The sequence below is a fragment of the Pseudomonas sp. JUb52 genome (genome assembly GCF_004341115.1).
In the GTDB taxonomy this organism is placed as follows: Bacteria; Pseudomonadota; Gammaproteobacteria; order Pseudomonadales; family Pseudomonadaceae; genus Chryseomonas; species Chryseomonas oryzihabitans.
Genome location: NZ_SLYS01000006.1, coordinates 193378 through 209500, shown reverse-complemented (window position 1 = coordinate 209500; position 16123 = coordinate 193378). Strand labels below are relative to the sequence as shown.

The 16123-nt window shown below is 67.6% G+C and carries 16 protein-coding genes; 6 read left to right on the top strand and 10 right to left on the bottom strand.

The window, feature by feature from the left end:
• Nucleotides 1–34 precede the first annotated feature (34 nt).
• The 4 genes from znuA (at nucleotide 35) to EC839_RS12595 (ending at nucleotide 4169) form a co-directional block, all read left to right on the top strand.
• Nucleotides 35–1069 carry a zinc ABC transporter substrate-binding protein ZnuA gene (gene znuA, locus EC839_RS12610; RefSeq protein WP_132832579.1) on the top strand — a complete coding sequence of 345 codons (1035 nt, stop codon included), beginning with the start codon at nucleotides 35–37 and terminating at the stop codon, nucleotides 1067–1069.
• 517 nt (nucleotides 1070–1586) lie between these two features.
• On the top strand, nucleotides 1587–2264 hold the full coding sequence (locus tag EC839_RS12605; RefSeq protein ID WP_007159882.1) for a response regulator transcription factor: 678 nt from the start codon (nucleotides 1587–1589) through the stop codon (nucleotides 2262–2264).
• Nucleotides 2261–3655 carry an ATP-binding protein gene (locus EC839_RS12600; RefSeq protein ID WP_007159881.1) on the top strand — a complete coding sequence of 465 codons (1395 nt, stop codon included), beginning with the start codon at nucleotides 2261–2263 and terminating at the stop codon, nucleotides 3653–3655. Before EC839_RS12605 ends, EC839_RS12600 begins: the two co-directional genes overlap by 4 nt.
• Before the next feature lie 61 nt (nucleotides 3656–3716).
• A complete protein-coding gene (locus EC839_RS12595; RefSeq protein WP_007159880.1) occupies nucleotides 3717–4169 on the top strand; it encodes a thioesterase domain-containing protein in 453 nt (150 codons plus the stop codon).
• Nucleotides 4170–4231: 62 nt separating this feature from the next.
• On the opposite strand, the gene EC839_RS12590 is transcribed toward EC839_RS12595, so the two are convergent.
• Nucleotides 4232–5935 carry a penicillin-binding protein 2 gene (locus EC839_RS12590; RefSeq protein ID WP_007159879.1) on the bottom strand — a complete coding sequence of 568 codons (1704 nt, stop codon included), beginning with the start codon at nucleotides 5933–5935 and terminating at the stop codon, nucleotides 4232–4234.
• 129 nt (nucleotides 5936–6064) lie between these two features.
• On the opposite strand from EC839_RS12590, the gene EC839_RS12585 reads away from it, so the two are divergent.
• A complete protein-coding gene (locus EC839_RS12585) occupies nucleotides 6065–6379 on the top strand; it encodes a YkgJ family cysteine cluster protein (RefSeq protein ID WP_007159878.1) in 315 nt (104 codons plus the stop codon).
• Nucleotides 6380–6612: 233 nt separating this feature from the next.
• On the opposite strand, the gene EC839_RS12580 is transcribed toward EC839_RS12585, so the two are convergent.
• Together EC839_RS12580 and EC839_RS12575 are read right to left on the bottom strand one after the other, a co-directional pair.
• The gene (locus EC839_RS12580; RefSeq protein ID WP_027600650.1) at nucleotides 6613–7017 is read right to left on the bottom strand and encodes a YkgJ family cysteine cluster protein; all 405 of its coding nucleotides are present in this window, start codon (nucleotides 7015–7017) and stop codon (nucleotides 6613–6615) included.
• 3 nt (nucleotides 7018–7020) lie between these two features.
• Nucleotides 7021–7593 (bottom strand): xanthine phosphoribosyltransferase, encoded by a 573-nt coding sequence (locus EC839_RS12575; RefSeq protein WP_007159876.1) that lies wholly within the window; start codon nucleotides 7591–7593, stop codon nucleotides 7021–7023.
• A 179-nt stretch (nucleotides 7594–7772) separates the two neighbouring features.
• Here EC839_RS12575 and EC839_RS12570 point away from each other — a divergent pair, with 179 nt between their 5' ends.
• Nucleotides 7773–9830: a methyl-accepting chemotaxis protein gene (locus EC839_RS12570; protein WP_039975516.1), complete on the top strand. Its 2058-nt coding sequence runs from the start codon at nucleotides 7773–7775 to the stop codon at nucleotides 9828–9830.
• 51 nt (nucleotides 9831–9881) lie between these two features.
• On the opposite strand, the gene EC839_RS12565 is transcribed toward EC839_RS12570, so the two are convergent.
• The 7 genes from EC839_RS12565 to bioB all read right to left on the bottom strand — a co-directional run bounded on the left by EC839_RS12565 (nucleotide 9882) and on the right by bioB (nucleotide 15972).
• Entirely contained in the window at nucleotides 9882–10148 is a 267-nt protein-coding gene (locus EC839_RS12565; RefSeq protein WP_007159874.1) for a hypothetical protein, read from the bottom strand.
• 89 nt (nucleotides 10149–10237) lie between these two features.
• Complete coding sequence (locus EC839_RS12560; protein ID WP_007159873.1) at nucleotides 10238–11344, bottom strand: major subunit of curlin, may bind calcium; 1107 nt, start codon at nucleotides 11342–11344, stop codon at nucleotides 10238–10240.
• Nucleotides 11345–11420: 76 nt separating this feature from the next.
• Nucleotides 11421–12092 (bottom strand): dethiobiotin synthase, encoded by a 672-nt coding sequence (gene bioD / locus EC839_RS12555; RefSeq protein ID WP_007159872.1) that lies wholly within the window; start codon nucleotides 12090–12092, stop codon nucleotides 11421–11423.
• Between the two features lie 5 nt (nucleotides 12093–12097).
• Nucleotides 12098–12895, bottom strand: coding sequence for a malonyl-ACP O-methyltransferase BioC (bioC, locus tag EC839_RS12550; protein ID WP_007159871.1), 798 nt, complete (start codon nucleotides 12893–12895; stop codon nucleotides 12098–12100).
• Complete coding sequence (locus EC839_RS12545; RefSeq protein WP_007159870.1) at nucleotides 12876–13601, bottom strand: alpha/beta fold hydrolase; 726 nt, start codon at nucleotides 13599–13601, stop codon at nucleotides 12876–12878. The genes bioC and EC839_RS12545 overlap by 20 nt, the downstream gene beginning before the upstream one ends.
• A 7-nt stretch (nucleotides 13602–13608) precedes the next feature.
• Entirely contained in the window at nucleotides 13609–14784 is a 1176-nt protein-coding gene (bioF, locus tag EC839_RS12540) for an 8-amino-7-oxononanoate synthase (RefSeq protein WP_007159869.1), read from the bottom strand.
• 138 nt (nucleotides 14785–14922) lie between these two features.
• Nucleotides 14923–15972, bottom strand: coding sequence for a biotin synthase BioB (gene bioB, locus EC839_RS12535; protein WP_007159868.1), 1050 nt, complete (start codon nucleotides 15970–15972; stop codon nucleotides 14923–14925).
• Nucleotides 15973–16123 lie beyond the last annotated feature (151 nt).

Here is a 16123-nt window from a genome sequence, read left to right as displayed (position 1 = left end):
ATATTGCACCTCTCTTAAGAATCGGGATTTTCACGTGCCGCGCCTCCTACCCCTCGTCGCCTCCCTGCTGCTCGCCTGTACCTTGCTGCCTGCCCAGGCCGAGGTGAAGGTGCTCACCAGCATCAAACCCCTGCAACTGATCGCCGCGGCCATCCAGGACGGCGCCGGCCAGCCGGCCGTGTTGCTGCCGCCGGGCGCCTCGCCGCACCACTACGCCCTGCGGCCTTCGGACCTGCGCCAGGTGCGTGAGGCCAACCTGGTCTACTGGATCGGCCCGGATCTGGAGGCCTTCCTGCCGGCAGTGCTCAAGGAGCGCCAGGGTCCCAGCGTGGCCATCCAGGACCTGCCGGGTCTGCATCTGCGCCGGTTCGGCGCAGAACATGCGGACGCCCATGACGACGATCACGATCACGAGCACGAGCACGAGCACGAGCACGAGCACGAGCACGAGCACGAGCACGAGCACGAGCACGAGCATGAGCACGCGCACGGTGACGAACAGGGCGGCGATCCCGAATACGCCCACGACCATGACCACCGCCCCGGCAGTCTGGATGCGCACCTCTGGCTGAGCCCGGCCAACGCCCGGGTGATCGCCATCCGCCTGGCCGCCGACCTGAGCCAGGCCGATCCGGCCAATGCCGGTCGCTATGCGAGCAATCTCAAGGCTTTCGAAAGCGGACTGGCCGCCAAGGACCAGGCCCTGCGCACTCAGTTGGCACCGCTGGCCGGCAAGCCCTATTTCGTCTTCCATGAAGCCTTCGATTATTTCGAGGAAGCCTATGGTCTGGCCCATCGCGGCGTCTTCGCCCTGGGCGCCGACGTCCAGCCTGGCGCTCGCCATGTGGCCGCCATGCGCGACGAGCTCAAGGCCGCCGGTCCGACCTGCGTCTTCACCGAGCCGCCGTTGCAGCCCAGGATCGCCACCACCCTCAGCAGCGGCCTGCCGGTGACCCTGGTGGAACTCGATCCCCTCGGCGCCCACATCCCGGTCAATGCCGGGGGCTATATCCAGCTCCTGCAGAACGTGGGCGACACCCTGGGCGGCTGCCTGGGCAAGTTGCCCTGAAGCCTGGCCGGGCGGCGGATCGGCAGGGCTGCCGTCTGTCGCCTTTGGGCCACTTCGCGGCCGTTCAGCTAGCGTTCAGGACGAGTTCAGGCAGCGTTCAGGGCCATTGGCCTAATCTGCAACTGTCAGATCAGCAACGCCGAGGTCGCCCGGATATGTTCACCCTAGCGCAGCTCCCGCTACGGCAGATCGTCCGGACACTTCGACCCGACCTGGCGATGTTCATCCTTGTAACTCCACTGCAGGGTCACCAAGTCAGCTCTGGTCCCCTGTAGCCGTCTCGCGACGGAGCCGTCCCCCAACGGCAGTTTCCGATCCCCATGAAGTGCTCCTTACCTCTCCAACTGGAGAGGTTTTTTTTGCCCGGAACAAAGTCAGTGATCCCAGCCATTCCCTTCCCGCTCTCGCCGCCGGCCGGCTCCAGGCGCCATAATCGGCATCCGGGCGCCGCTGCGCGAAGCACGCGACAGGCGCAGTCGCGGCCAGAGAACGTCTCGTTAGCTGTTCAGGAGTCTGCATGAAGATCCTCGTCGTCGAAGACGAAAACCTGCTGCGCCACCACCTCAAGGTGCGTCTGGGTGAAGCCGGTCATGTCGTCAATGCCGTGGCCGATGCGGAAGAAGCGCTCTACAGCGCCCGCGAATTCCATCACGATCTCGCCATCATCGACCTGGGCCTGCCCGGCATGAGCGGTCTCGATCTGATCCGCCAGCTGCGCAACCAGGGTGCCACCCTGCCGATCCTCATCCTCACCGCCCGCGGCAGCTGGCAGGACAAGGTCGAGGGTCTCGGGGCCGGGGCGGACGACTATGTGGTCAAGCCCTTCCAGTTCGAAGAGCTGGAGGCGCGCCTCAATGTGCTGCTGCGCCGTTCGGCGGGCTTCGTCCAGCCGAGCATCCGCGCCGGTTCGCTCAAGCTCGACCTGGGCCGTCAGCAGGCCTTCAACGAAGAACAGCCGCTGCAGCTGACCGCCTACGAATACCGCCTGCTGGAATACCTGATGCGCAACCACCAGCAGGTGATCACCAAGGAGCGGCTCATGGAGCAGCTCTACGACGATGACGGCGAGCACGACAGCAACGTCATCGAGGTGCTGGTGGGCCGCCTGCGGCGCAAGCTCGAGGCCAGCTGCCAGATGCAACCCATCGAAACGGTCCGGGGCCGCGGCTACCTGTTCACCGAGCGCTGCCAGTGATCCGTTCCTTTCGCGTGCGGCTGCTGCTCAGCGCGGCCCTGCTGGTCAGCGTCTGCCTGGCGCTGATTGTGCCGGCGATCCGCAACGCCTTCGACCGCACCGTGGAAAACTTCGTCGCCGCGCGGCTGGAGGCCAACGCCAACACCCTGATCGGCGCGGCGCGCGCCATCGATGGCCGCCTGGCGATGCCGGAGATGATCGCCGAAGAGGTCTTCGACCGACCCGGCTCGCCGATCCTCGGCTATGTCTACGACCAGAACGGCCGCCTGCTCTGGCGCTCGCGCTCGGCGATCAAGGAGCGGCCCAACTACAAGCCGACCTTCGACGGCGGCGGGGTCAAGCTGGTCAAGGCCACCGACGACCAAGGGCAGGGCTTCTTCGTCTTCGATCGCGAGGTGCTGCTGGGCAATCCGCCGGTGGCCGGCTTCAGCGTGGTCACCATGCAGCCGGCCGAGGAATACGAGCGGCTGCGCGCCACCTTTCTGCACCAGGTGATCCTCTGGCTGGTAGGGGTACTGGGCGCCCTGTTGCTGCTGCTGGCGCTGGTCATGCAGTGGAGTCTGCGCCCGCTGCGCCGCCTCAGCCAGCAACTCGATGCGGTGGAGACCGATCAGCGCGATCTGCTCGACGAAAACAACGTGCCCAGCGAGATCAGCCGGCTGATCCGCTCGCTCAACCGTCTGCTCGACCACGAACGCCTGCAGCGCGAGCGCTATCGCGACACCCTCGGCGATCTCGCCCATAGCCTCAAGACGCCGCTGGCGGTGCTGCAGGGGGTGACCGAGGAATTGCGTCGCCGGCCGCAGCTGGACCAGGAGGTCGGCACCCTGCAGACCCAGATCGAGCGCATGAACCAGCAGGTGATGTACCAGTTGCAGCGGGCCACGCGCCAGGGCGGCGCGGTGCTCAGCCGGCCGCTGGAGCTGGCGCCGCTGGTGGAGTCGCTGTTCAGCACCCTGGACAAGGTCTATGCCGAGAAACGCGTCCAGGCGGAAATGGACCTGCCGCCGAATCTGCGGGTGCAGGCCGAGGAAGCCGCCATGCTGGAGGTCTTCGGCAACCTGCTGGAAAACGCCTATCGGCTCTGCCTGACCCAGGTACGGGTCAGCGCCCGCCGGCACACCGAGCATTGGATCCTCGACATCGAAGACGACGGCCCGGGGATTCCCGCCGAGCGCCGCGAGAGCGTGCTGCGCCGCGGCATGCGCATGGACAGCCGGCACCCCGGGCAGGGCATCGGCCTGGCCGTGGTGCAGGACATCCTCGAAGGCTATCGCAGCAGCCTGACCATCGATGAATCGAGTCTGGGCGGCGCCCGCTTCCGCTTCCGCCTGCCAGCGGCCATTTCCCCGGAGCGGCCTTCCTTGGTGCACAATGGCGCCAGGACGTGACCCATGGGTCATGGCTTGCGTCTGCTCCTGATAGTGAAATTCTGTCTGTAAGGACCCCGGCATGAGCCGCGACTGCCGTCACCTCGAATCCCTGTTGCACCACGATATTCCCATCACCAAGGCCCTGGGCCTGGAAGTCCGCGATTGGAGCGAGCAGCGCCTGCAACTGCATGCCCCGCTGGATGCCAACATCAACCACGCCAGCACCATGTTCGGCGGCAGCCTCTATTGCGTGGCCGTGCTGGCCGGCTGGGGCTGGCTGTACCTGCGCCTGCGCGAAGCCGGCATCGAGGAAGGCCATATCCTCATCCAGGAAGGCCAGATCAGCTATCCGCGACCCATTACCACCGATGCCCTGGCCTATGGCGAGCCGCCCGAGGCGCGCGCCTGGGAACGCTTCGAGACCACCTTCCGCCGCCGCGGTCGCGCGCGTATCACCCTGCAGTCGCGCATCGTCAGCGAGAGTGGCGAGGATGGGGTGCGCTTTACCGGTCAGTACGTGCTGCACCGCTGACCGCATACGCGGCATGGAAAAGGGCGACCCTGGGGTCGCCCTTTTTCGTTTCCGTCAGCCGCTCAACCGTGGGAATGCGGCTCGGCCTTGGCCTGCTGGGCGGTATTGGTGTCGGGCAGGTTGTCCGGCGGTACCGCCAGGGCACGCAGGGCGCCGGACATGATCTCGCTGAAGGTCGGCGCCGAGACCAGGCCACCGAAGTAGCCTTCCTTGGTCGGGGTATCTAGCATCACCGCCAGTACCAGCTTGGGATCGGCCGCCGGCGCCATGCCGACGAACAGCGAGCGATAGGCGTGCTCGGTGTAAGTGCCGGAGCCGGCCTTGCGCGCGGTACCGGACTTGCCGGCCACGTGATAGCCGGGCACCCGGGCGCGGATCACGCCGCCTTCGTCTTCCACCACATGGTTGAGCATGGCGCGCAGGCGCCGGGCGATGGTCGGGTCCATGGCCTGGACGCTCTGCTGCTTCTGGTCCTTGAGCAGGGTCAGGGGGGTGAGCAGGCCGTCGTTGGCGATCACCGAATAGGCCTGGGCCAGTTCGGCGACGTTGACCGCCAGACTGTAGCCAAAGGACATACTGGCCGTGGCGATCTGCGACCACTTGGTGTGGCCGGGCAGGTAGCCGGCGTTCTCACCGGGAAAGCCCAGTGCCATGGGATTGCCGAAACCGACCCGGCTGAGCTGTTCGTAGATGGGCAGCGGGCCGATCTGCAGGGCCACCTTGCTCATGCCGATGTTGGAGGAGTTGAGCAGCACCCCGGTCATGGTCAGTACGCCGCGCCTGGCCACGTCGTGGATGGTGTGACCGTCGATGGTCATCCAGCCCGGCGCCACGTCCACCGTACTGTTCTCGTTGAACTTGCCCGACGCCAGGGCCACCGACATGCTGAACGGCTTGATCACCGAACCGGGCTCGAAGGCGTCGGTCAGGGTGCGGTTGCGCATGTTGGGGATCTGCAGGGTGGCGCGGTTGTTGGGGTTGTAGGAGGGGAAGTTGGTCATCGCCAGGATCTGGCCGGTCTTGGGATTGACCAGCACGGCCGACCCGGACTGGGCGCCGAACTTCTCCACCGCCGTCTGCAGGGCGCGATAGGCGATGAACTGCAGGCGCAGGTCGATGGACAGGGCCACGTCCTTGCTCGGTTGCGGCTGGCGCACCACGCGGATGTTCTTGACCACCGAACCGCGCGGATTGATCAGCACCTCGCGCACCCCGCCGCGACCGGCCAGCCAGTCTTCGAAGCCAAGTTCCAGGCCCTCCTGGCCATGGCCGTCGATGTTGACCATGCCGATCACCTGGGCCACCAGGTCGGAGCTGGGGTAGTAACGCTTGTATTCCTTGATCTGGCGCACCCCGGGCACGCCGAGGGCCATGATGTTCTCGCCATCGATGGGCGACAGGGCCCGCGCCAGGTAGAGGAAGTGCTTTTCCGGATGGCCGAGGATCAGGTTGCGGAGTTCGGCTTCGGGCTTGTGGATGGCCTGGGCCAGGCGCCCCAGCTGGTCGGCGCTGTCCTGCATCTCGGATGGATTGCACCAGATGGTCACCACCTCGGTGGAAACCGCTAGAGGCGCACCGTTGCGGTCGGTGATCATGCCGCGGGTGACCGGAATGGCGATGTGGCGCACCGAGCGACGATCGCCCTGGTCGCCCAGGAAGTCGGCATCGAACAGTTTAAGGTAGGTGATGCGGCCGGCGACCACGCAGGTCAGCAGGACCAGCACGACGACCACGACATAGAAGCGATAGCGGGGTGCGGCCGTCATGGCGGCTCCTGCGCGAGAAGAGGGCTTGGGCATGGTCACAACTGGTTACAACCGTCAGGGACGCGCATGGTAACTGCTCCAGCCATCGGCCGGAAACCGCTGGGCGGTCGGGGGCGGTACACTGCGCACATGAGCGACATCCCCCTGCACGATCTTTCCACCCCAACCGTGACCTGCGAGAGCTGTCAGGCCTGGTGCTGCCGCCAGGAAGTCCTGCTGTTCGACGATGCCGGCGTGCCCGCTCGCTACATCGAGGAAGACTGGACCGGCACCCGCATGAAGCGCCTCGACGACGGCTGGTGCGCCGCCCTGGATCGCGAGCAGATGAATTGCAGCATCTACGAGGTGCGTCCCTGGGTCTGCCGGATCTTCGACATGGCCGGCCCCGAATGCCTGGAAGAACGGGCGGACATGCAAAGGGCGATGGAGAGCGGCGAGTTCTAAGCGCCGCTCTGGCCGTGATCAGGTGTGTAGGGTGGATAACGGCGCCAGCCTTATCCACCTGGTATGGGCGAACGGGCCTGTGGAAAACGCTGCGCGATTTTCCACGCTACAGGGCTTTAGGCACCCGTAGGTTGGGTTGAGACGGCTTCTTCGTCGAGGCTCAACAATGCAGGCCTGCCGGGCACGTCCTGTTGGGCTTCGCTGCGCTCAACCAACCTACGACGGGCTACCGTCTAACGTAGCTTCTGCGGCTTGTAGGCGCAATATCCCGGGCGCGGGCCGACCCGTGGGTGGTTGCGGCAGGTTTCCGGACGCTGGTCGTAGATGGTGCAGAGCCGCGTCTTGGGGTGCAGATAGACGCAGTCGTTGTTGGACAGCCGCACCAGGGTGAACAGCCCGGTCTTGGCGTTGAGGCGCTCGACCACGCCGTCCTTCTTGAGTCGCTTGGCGATGTCCTTGAGCGGTTCGCCCTTCTCGAATTCGTCCACCACGCCCATGCGGATCAGATCGGACAGGCGGGCTTCCACCGGCAGGGTGCAGCAGCTGGACACGCAGTCCAGGCACATGGCCTTGTCGTAACGGATCCAGGTTTCGGTGCGATCGAGATCGGCCCCGAGAATGCGCAGTATCTGAGCCATGGCTTACTCGGCGAAGGTGACCTGGCCATCGGCCAGGGAGGCGACGCGAGCCAGGGATTCGACGCGATAGCCCTGGGCATCGAGTTCGGCGCGACCGACCTGGAAGGACTTCTCGATGACGATACCAAGTCCGACAACTTGGGCCCCGGCCTGACCGATGATGGAGATCAGCGCCTTGGCCGCCTTACCGTTGGCGAGGAAGTCGTCGATGATCAGCACCCGGTCGTCGGACGAAAGGTGCATGGTAGAGACGGCGATCGTACTTTCCGTCTGCTTGGTAAAGGAATAGACGCTGGCCACCAGCAGGTTGTCGGTCAGGGTCAGCGACTGGTGCTTGCGGGCGAAGATCACCGGCACGCCCAGCTCCAGTCCGGTCAATACCGCCGGGGCGATCCCCGAGGCCTCGATGGTCACGATCTTGGTGATGCCGGCGTCGGCGAAGCGGCGGGCGAACTCCTGACCGATGTCGCGCATCAGCGCCGGATCGATCTGGTGGTTGAGGAAGGCATCGACCTTGAGCACCTGCTCGGAGAGTACTTGGCCTTCGCTGCGAATCTTGGCTTTGAGGCGTTCCACGCGGACGGTCCTTTAACGGCAACGCCCGGGCCTGAGTGCAGGACCGGGTCTGGAAATACGGGAGGGCGGCGATTGTGCCCTATCTTTCAAGAAAGTCGTTAGTTTGCCGACAAATCGTCTTGTAGGTATCCGCAAAGGATAGAGAGCGCTTGCCGGTGGCTGCACAGGAGTGGTCGAACATGGGTGTTTTGTTGTCACCGGGGATTCGTGTGCTGAGCCAGTTCGGCTTCGCCCGCAAGTTCGCCCTGCTGCTGGTGCTATTCATCCTGCCCCTGGCGGTCAGCCTCTGGCTGCTGGGTGCCGATTTCCAGGCCAAGTTGGCCACCGTCAGCGGCGAGCGTAGTGGCGTGCGGCTGCTGCAACGGCTGGACGCCGTGGAAGAAGAGCTCACCCTCCGGCGCAACCTGACGGCGCGCTGGAAGGCGATCGACACCAGTCGGCAGGAGACGCCGGCCGTGCAGGCCGCCATCGCCGCCCTGGAAAGTCGCAACGACAGTCGTCGCGAGCGGCTCGCCCAGCTCGAACAGCAACTGGAGAGCGAAGGCGTCAGCGCCGATGTGCGGGCCCGCTTCAAGACCCTGCAGCAGGCGCTCGCCGGGCTTGAGGTCACCGACCTGCGCAGCCTGGGCTGGTGGCCGGACGGCTACGACAGATTCACCGCCGCCCTCGGCGCCGTGCAGGCGCTGCGCGAGGAAATCGCCCTGGACAGCGGCCTTATCCTTGATCCCTGGCTAGAAACCTATCTGCTGATGCAGATCGGCACCACCCAGTCGGTCGAGTTGTACGAGCGCCTTGGCCGCCTCGCCAGCGTCGGTCAGGCCAGCGTGGTCTCCGGCCAGTTCAGCCTGCAGAGCCGTCTGCAGTTGCGCGACCTGCGCGCCCGCGTCGGCGATTCCAGCGAGAGCCTGGCCAAGGTCGCCGTCCTGCTTGGCAACAAGCTGCCCGCCGACATGGCCGGCTGGAAGGACGACTACCAGAAGCTCAGCAGCCAGCTGGACGCCAGTCTCAAGACCCTCGATCAGGGGGTGTTCGGCGGCGAGATCACGCTCAAGCCGGAGCAGTTCGAAGCCACCCTGGACGGCGTCCTGCAGGGGCTGCAGACCTTCCGCCAGCAGACCCTGAAGAACCTGGACCAACGGCTGCAATACTATGGCGCCGATGCCGTGCGCAGCTTTGGCGCCATCGCCGCCGGCTTCGGCCTGCTGCTGGTGGTGACCTGCTACCTGCTGCTGTGCATGCAGGCCGCCATTCGCGGCAGTGCCCGGCGCATCACCACCCTGGCCGAAGGCCTGCGCGACGGCGACCTGACCCGCTCGGCCCAGGTGAGTGGTCAGGATGAACTGGCCGAGATCGGACGCGCCCTGGACCTGGCCGTGGTGCAGCTGCGCGGCAGTCTGCAGGCGGTCGAGCAGGAGAGTCGCCAGGTGGGTACGGCTTCCGGTGAGCTGGGCCAGCAGGCCGAGGCCGCGCTGGGCGCCGTAGAAGCCCAGCGCCAGCAGATCACCCAGATCGCCACCGCCGCTACCGAGCTGGCCGCCACTGCCCAGGGCGTGGCGCGGAGTTGCGAAGAGGCCGCCGGGCGCGCCGAGCAGATGCGCGGAATCGCCGAGGCCAGCCAGAGCGACAGTCGCCAGACCACGGCCAGCATCCAGCGCCTCAACCAGCGCCTGGACGAGACGGCTGCGGCCATGGCCCAGGTCAATGCCCAGGCCGGACAGATCCAGCAGGTGGTGGACGTCATCCGCGGCATCGCCGAACAGACCAACCTGCTGGCGCTCAACGCCGCCATCGAGGCGGCCCGGGCCGGTGACCAGGGAAGGGGCTTCGCGGTGGTCGCCGACGAGGTGCGTTCGCTATCGCAGCGCACTCAGGCCTCCACGGCGCAGATCGCCGGGACCGTCGGCAGCCTGAGCGGCACCGTGGCCCAGGCCGTGTCCCTGATGCAGGAGGCCTGCGGCCAGGCCGCCAGCGATGCCCAGTCGATCACCGGACTGGGGCGGCGGCTGGAAGAGATCGCCGAATCGGTGCAGGGCGTCTCCGACACCCTGGTGCAGATCGCCACCGCCGCCGAACAGCAGGCGGTCACCGCCGACCAGGTCAGTGGCAATATCCAGCAGATCGATGGGGCCGCGGCCGATCTGCTCGGCAATGCGCGCACGGTGCAGAGCACGGCGGTGGGTATGGAGGCGGGCAGCCGCACCCTGACGGCCAACACCACCCGCTTCCGCCTGGGCTAGCACGCAAAAGGGGCGCCTTTCAGGGCGCCCCTTTTGCTCAAAGCTTTCTGATCAGGCCCGGGTATCGAGCAGCCGGCCCAGGGTTTCCTGCGAGGCCTGCATGACCTTGGTACCGGCCAGCGCCTGGTACTTGCCGACCTCCAGATTGACCAGCTCGCTGGCCAGATCGGCCTGGCTGTTGGTGGTCGCGCCCAGGGCTTCCTGTTCGTTGCGCGCCGTCTGGGAGGCGAGGGCGGCACCGGCCTTTTCGACCGTGCGGCTACCGTTCTGGTAGGCCTGCACCCCGGCATAGAGCGAATTGCTTGAAGTCACGTTCATGGACAGGGTCCTCGACGGTGATGTCAAAGGGCTATTGAAGCAGCTTTGACGCCAAAGAACCAGCAGTCCCTGTCACCGCCTGTGTCCGGCTATTGCTGGATCGTCGCCCGATTGCCCTGGCCGCTCTGGCGCAGGTCGAGGCTGTTACCCGCACCGGCCTGACTGATGGAGGCGTACTGGCTGGCGCCCTGCTGGCTGACGCTGACCTGGGCGTCGCTGGCCAGTACCGCCTGCAGCAGATGGCCGTCGCCCAGTTGCTCGACACTCAGCTCGAGGTTGTCGCCCACCCCGACCGCACTGATCTCGTTGTCGTTGCCCTGGGTAGTCAGGATCAAGCGCGAATCCTCACCGCCGATCAGGACGCCGGCGCTGTTGCGATTGCCCTGCTGTTGCAGCTCGAGGCGGTTGCCATGGCCGGTCAGATTCACCTGGACGGCATTGTCGTCGCCAAGTTGCCGCGCGCTGACGCGCTGGGGGCTGGCGTCGAGGCCGTTCTGCTGCACCGCCGCCTGGTTGCGGTTGCCGATCTGGATCAGCTGGACGTCCTGCTGCCGCGCGCCCTGGCGAGCGCCGGCCCGGTTGTCGTCGCCGCGCTGCTCGACCACCGCCCGGTTGGCGGCGCCGCCCTGCAGCAGCTCGACCTCGTTGCGCGCGCCCAGGCTCAGCACGTCCTGGAGGTGATCCTCGCCCACCTGCCTGAGTCGCGCCGCGCTGTCGCGACCGTCTTGGAACAGATTCAGCCCGTTGCGCGCGCCCTCCTGCTCGATGCGCAGCCGCTGGTCGTCACCGCCCTGGCGCACCAGGGCTTCGTCGAGCAGGCCGCGCTGGACGATCTCCACCGTATTGCGCTGGCCATGGCCCTGGTAGGCATAGGCGTGGCTCTGGCTGGCTTCGCGCTGGTCGATGCTGACCTCGCGCGCGCCACCGGCCGCCTGGGTGACATTGGTGAAGTTGCCCACGCCGCCCTGCTCGACGCGGGTACGGTCGCCCTGGGAGGCGCTCTGGGTGAGATAGGCCTGGCTGGCACGACCGCTCTGGCTGACCTCCAGGGTGCCCTGGCGGGTATCCGGCGCCTGGCTCAGGAAGGCGCCAAGGCGCTCGCCGCGCTGCTCCACGCGGGTCTGGTTGTCCAGCGCCCAGGTGGTGCTGGTCAGGCCGAGCAGGCCCAGGCAGGTCAGGAACTTGAAGGTAGGCACTCGGGCGATCCGGCAGCGGCAGACAGGGCAGTCTGCCGCCGGCCTGGCCCACCGGCCATCGCCCGAAAGACTGATATCAGCCGGGCAGGCGCAGGTGCGCGGCGACCGCCGCCGGCGTGGCCGCGGCCAGGTGCGGCACCGTGCCCAGGCAGGGCGCCGGCAGGCGTTCGTGCAGGGTGGCCAGGTTGTCGTCCAGGCGCAGGGTGGCCGGTGCCACCAGGTTGGCCACCCAGCCGGCCAGGGTCAGACCGTCGGCGAGGATGGCCTCGGCGCTGAGCAGGGCGTGGTTGATGCAGCCCAGGCGCACGCCCACCACCAGAACTACCGGCAGACCCAGCTCGCGGGCCAGATCGGACAGGGACTCCCGGCCGGCCAGGGGCACGCGCCAGCCGCCGGCGCCTTCCACCAGGGTGAAGTCGGCCTGCAGCGCCAGGATCCGCCGCACCGGGGCGGCCAGGGCGGCGACGCTGAGGTCGATGCCGGCTTCGCGAGCCGCCAGGTGCGGGGCGATGGCGGGTTCCAGGGCGATGGGATTGATGTCGGCGTAGCCGAGCGGCAGCGAGGTCTCGCCGAGCAGGGCCAGGGCGTCGCCGTTGCGCAGGCCCGCAGCGGTCCGTTCGCACCCGGAGGCCACCGGCTTGACCCCGGCTGTGGTGAGACCCTGCAGCCGGGCCCGGTGCAGCAGGCCGGCGGCGATGGTGGTCTTGCCGATCTCGGTGTCGGTGCCGGTGACGAAGTAGGCGGACATGGGGGTCATTCCTTGCGCAGCAGGACGTGGATCACCTGGTAGGTGGCGGGCAGCCCGGCGGGCTCGCGCAGGCTCTCGTAGGCCTGGGTGAAGGCGGCCAGGCGCTGGCGACCGGTGAGGCCCTGGGGACGTCCCTGGTTGAGGTTGTGGGCGCCGATGGCCTTGAGGTGCTGGGTCAGGGCGCGCAGATCGGGGAAGTGCAGCCGCTCGGGCGCGACCTCCAGCGTCAGCCCCTGCAGACCGCTGGCCTGGGCGGCGGCGGCATAGGCGGTCTGGGGACGGAAGCGATTGACGTGCACCTGGTCGTCCACCCTGGCCCAGCTCTGGCGCAGTTCGTCGAGGGTGCCGGCGACCAGGCTGCTGAAGGCCAGCACGCCACCCGGGCGCAGGATGCGCCGCGCCTCGGCGAGCACCCTGGGCAGATCCGCGCACCACTGCAGGGCCAGGCTGGAGACGATGAGATCGCAGCTGTCCGCCCGCAGCGGCAGGCGTTCGGCGTCGGCGGTGAGGTAGTGCCGGGCACCGGCGCCTTGGGCGCGGGCGTGGCGGAGCATGCCGGGCGCCAGGTCCAGGGCCAGGCCTTCGGCCTGGGGGTGGCGGCGGGCCAGGGCGCGACTGCAATAGCCGGTGCCACTGCCCAGGTCCAGCCAGCGTTGCGGGTCAAGAACCGGTAGCCGGGCGAGCAGGCCATCGGCGACCCGGCGTTGCAGCAGGGCGGCGCCGTCGTACTGCGCGGCGGCGCGGGAAAAGGACAGCGCCACCTGGCGCTTGTCGGGCAATACGTCAGCCATCGCGTCCTGCATAGATGAATTCACGGATACGGGTGGCCACCTCGTCCGGGCGTTCCAGGGGCAGGCCATGGCTGGCGTGCTCCAAGACCTCGACCTGGGCATTGGGCAGCTCGTCGCGCAGGGCCTGGGCCGCCGCGGCCGGCACCAGGGCGTCGTGGGCGCCGAACAGGTGCAGCTGGGGACCGCTGAAGGCCTGCAGGGCGGCGCGGGTGTCCAGGCGTGCCAGCAACTCCAGGCCGGCGATGACCACCTCGGGCTCGATCTCCGGCAGGGTCACCTGCAACTGGCGGGCGAGGGTGCGGCTGTCGCGGGCGCCCTGGGCCACCAGCAGGGTGAAGCGCCTGAGGGTCTGGTCGGCATCCAGCGAGCAGGCCTCGAAGAAGTCGGTGAAGACGCTGCGCGCCATGGCGGTCTGCCAGCCGGCGCGGGCGACGAAGCAGGGATTGCTGGCCAGGGTGATGAGACCGTGCACGCCCTGGGGGCGGCGCAGGGTGAATTCGCTGGCGAGCATGCCGCCCAGCGACCAGCCGGCCAGCCAGCCGCCTTCGGCGATGCGGGCTTCCAGGTCGGTGAACCAGTCCTGGGTGTCGGCCAGGGCCGGCAGCGGCTCGATCAGCACGTCGAGAAAGGGTGCCTGCTCGACGAGTTCGTCACGCAGGGGCTCCAGCGGAGCACTGCCCAGGCCCCAGCCGGGCAGCAAGATCAGGGTATCGCGCATTGGTCGGTCACTTATCCGCGTCAGGCGGTAATTCGGCCATGGCCTGGGCCAGAGCGTCGAGCAAGAGGTCCACGTGCGCTTCGCGATGGGCCGCCGTCAGGGTCACCCGCAGGCGGGCACTGCCGGCCGGTACGGTGGGCGGTCGGATGGCGGTGACCAGGATCCCGCGTCGGCGCAGGGCGGCGGAGAGTGCGAGGGCGCGCGCGCTGTCGCCGACCAGGATCGGCTGGATCGGCGTGGCGCTGAGCATAAGGTCCAGGCCGAGGGCCGTCGCGCCCCTGCGGAATCTCTGGATCAAAGTGTGCAGAAGCTCACGGCGCCAGCCCTCCTCACTGACGAGCTGCAGGGCGGCGAGGGTGGCGCAGGCCACCGCCGGCGGCTGGCTGGTTGTGTAGATATAGGGGCGGGCGAACTGGATCAGCGTCTCGATCAGTTCCTCGCTGCCGGCGACAAAGGCCCCGGCGGTGCCGCAGGCCTTGCCCAGGGTGCCGACCAGCACCGGGACCTGGCCCTGATCCAGGCCGAAGTGCTCGACGATGCCGCCGCCGCTGGCGCCCAGGGTGCCGATGCCGTGGGCATCGTCCACCAGGGTCCAGGCGCCGTGGCGCTGGGCGACCTCGCAGAGCTCGGGCAGCGCGGCCAGATCGCCGTCCATGCTGAAGACGCCGTCGGTGACCACCAGGGTGTCGCCCTCGGCCTTGGCCAGCCGCGTGGCCAGGCTGGCCGGATCGTTGTGCAGATAGCGGCCGAAGCGCGCGCCGCTGAGCAGGCCAGCGTCGAGCAGGGAGGCATGGTTGAGGCGGTCTTCCAGCACGGTGTCGCCACGCCCGACCAGGGCGGTGACGGCTGCCAGGTTGGCCATGTAGCCGGTGGAGAACAGCAGGGCGCGTGGCCGCCCGGTGAGGTCGGCCAGGGCTTCTTCGACCTGGTGATGCGGACCGCTGTGGCCGATCACCAAGTGCGAGGCGCCGCCGCCCACGCCCCAGCGCTCGGCGCCCGCGCGCAGGGCGGCGATCACCTGGGGATGATTGGCCAGGCCCAGGTAGTCGTTGCTGCAGAAGGCCAGCAGGGACTCGCCATCCACCACCACCTCGGGGCCCTGGGGCGCTTCCAGCAAAGGGCGGCGCCGATAGAGGTGCTCGGAGTGACGCTGGGCCAGGCGGGCGGCGAGGTCGAAGGCCATGGGGAGTCTCGGTAGCGTTGGAAGGCCCCTCACCCAGCCCTCTCCCGAGGGGAGAGGGGGTTGGTCTGGAGCGCGGGTTGGGCGGTGGTTTACCCTCACCCCGCCCCTCTCCCAGGGGGGAGAGGGGGACGACAGGGGTCAGGCGGTGGCGGCGTCGTAGAAGAGTTCGCTGTTGCGCTGTTCCACCAGGGCCTGCTCGATGGCGGCCTGGTGCACCTCGTCGGCGTGCTCTTCGCGGGCTTCGGGCTGGATGCCGAGGCGGGCGAACAGCTGCATGTCCTTGTCGGCCTGGGGGTTGCCGGTGGTCAGCAGCTTCTCGCCGTAGAAGATGGAGTTGGCACCGGCCAGGAAGGCCAGGGACTGCATCTGCTCGTTCATCTGCTCGCGACCGGCGGACAGGCGCACATGGGACTTGGGCATGAGGATGCGCGCCACCGCCAGGGTGCGGATGAAGTCGAAGGGATCGACGTCCTTCTCTTCGGCCAGTGGGGTGCCCTGGACCTTGACCAGCATGTTGATCGGCACCGACTCGGGGTGCTCGGGCAGGTTGGCCAGCTGGATCAGCAGGCCGGCACGGTCGTCCACCGACTCGCCCATGCCGAGGATGCCGCCGGAGCAGATCTTCATCCCGGCTTCACGGACGTAGGCCAGGGTCTGCAGGCGCTCGCCGTAGGTGCGGGTAGTGATGATGTTGCCGTAGAACTCCGGCGAGGTGTCCAGGTTGTGGTTGTAGTAGTCCAGGCCGGCGTCGGCCAGGGCGCGGGTCTGCTCCTGGTCCAGGCGGCCGAGGGTCATGCAGGTCTCCAGGCCCAGGGCCTTCACGCCCTGCACCATCTGCAGGACATAGGGCATGTCCTTGGCGGACGGGTGCTTCCAGGCGGCGCCCATGCAGAAACGGGTGGAGCCGATGGCCTTGGCCTCGGCGGCCGCCTCCAGCACCTTCTGCACCTCCATCAGCTTTTCCTTTTCCAGGCCGGTGTTGTAGTGGCCGGACTGGGGGCAGTACTTGCAGTCTTCCGGGCAGGCGCCGGTCTTGATCGACAGCAGGGTGGAGACCTGCACGCGATTGGGATCGAAGTGCTGGCGATGCACGCCCTGGGCCTGGAACAGCAGGTCGTTGAAGGGCTGCTGGAACAGGGCGCGGACTTCGGCGAGAGTCCAGTCGTGACGCAGGGCGGTAGCGCTCATGGGAGATCCTCGATGCATAGGACGGCCGGGTGCCGGAGCGGGGCCGATGGATGCGGTCGACCTTAGCCGAAGTTCTGGTCGACTACTGCTCATAAAATGAGCAATTGCCGGATTTTTCGCAGGGAGATTGATGGAGTCGCAGGTTGGGCTG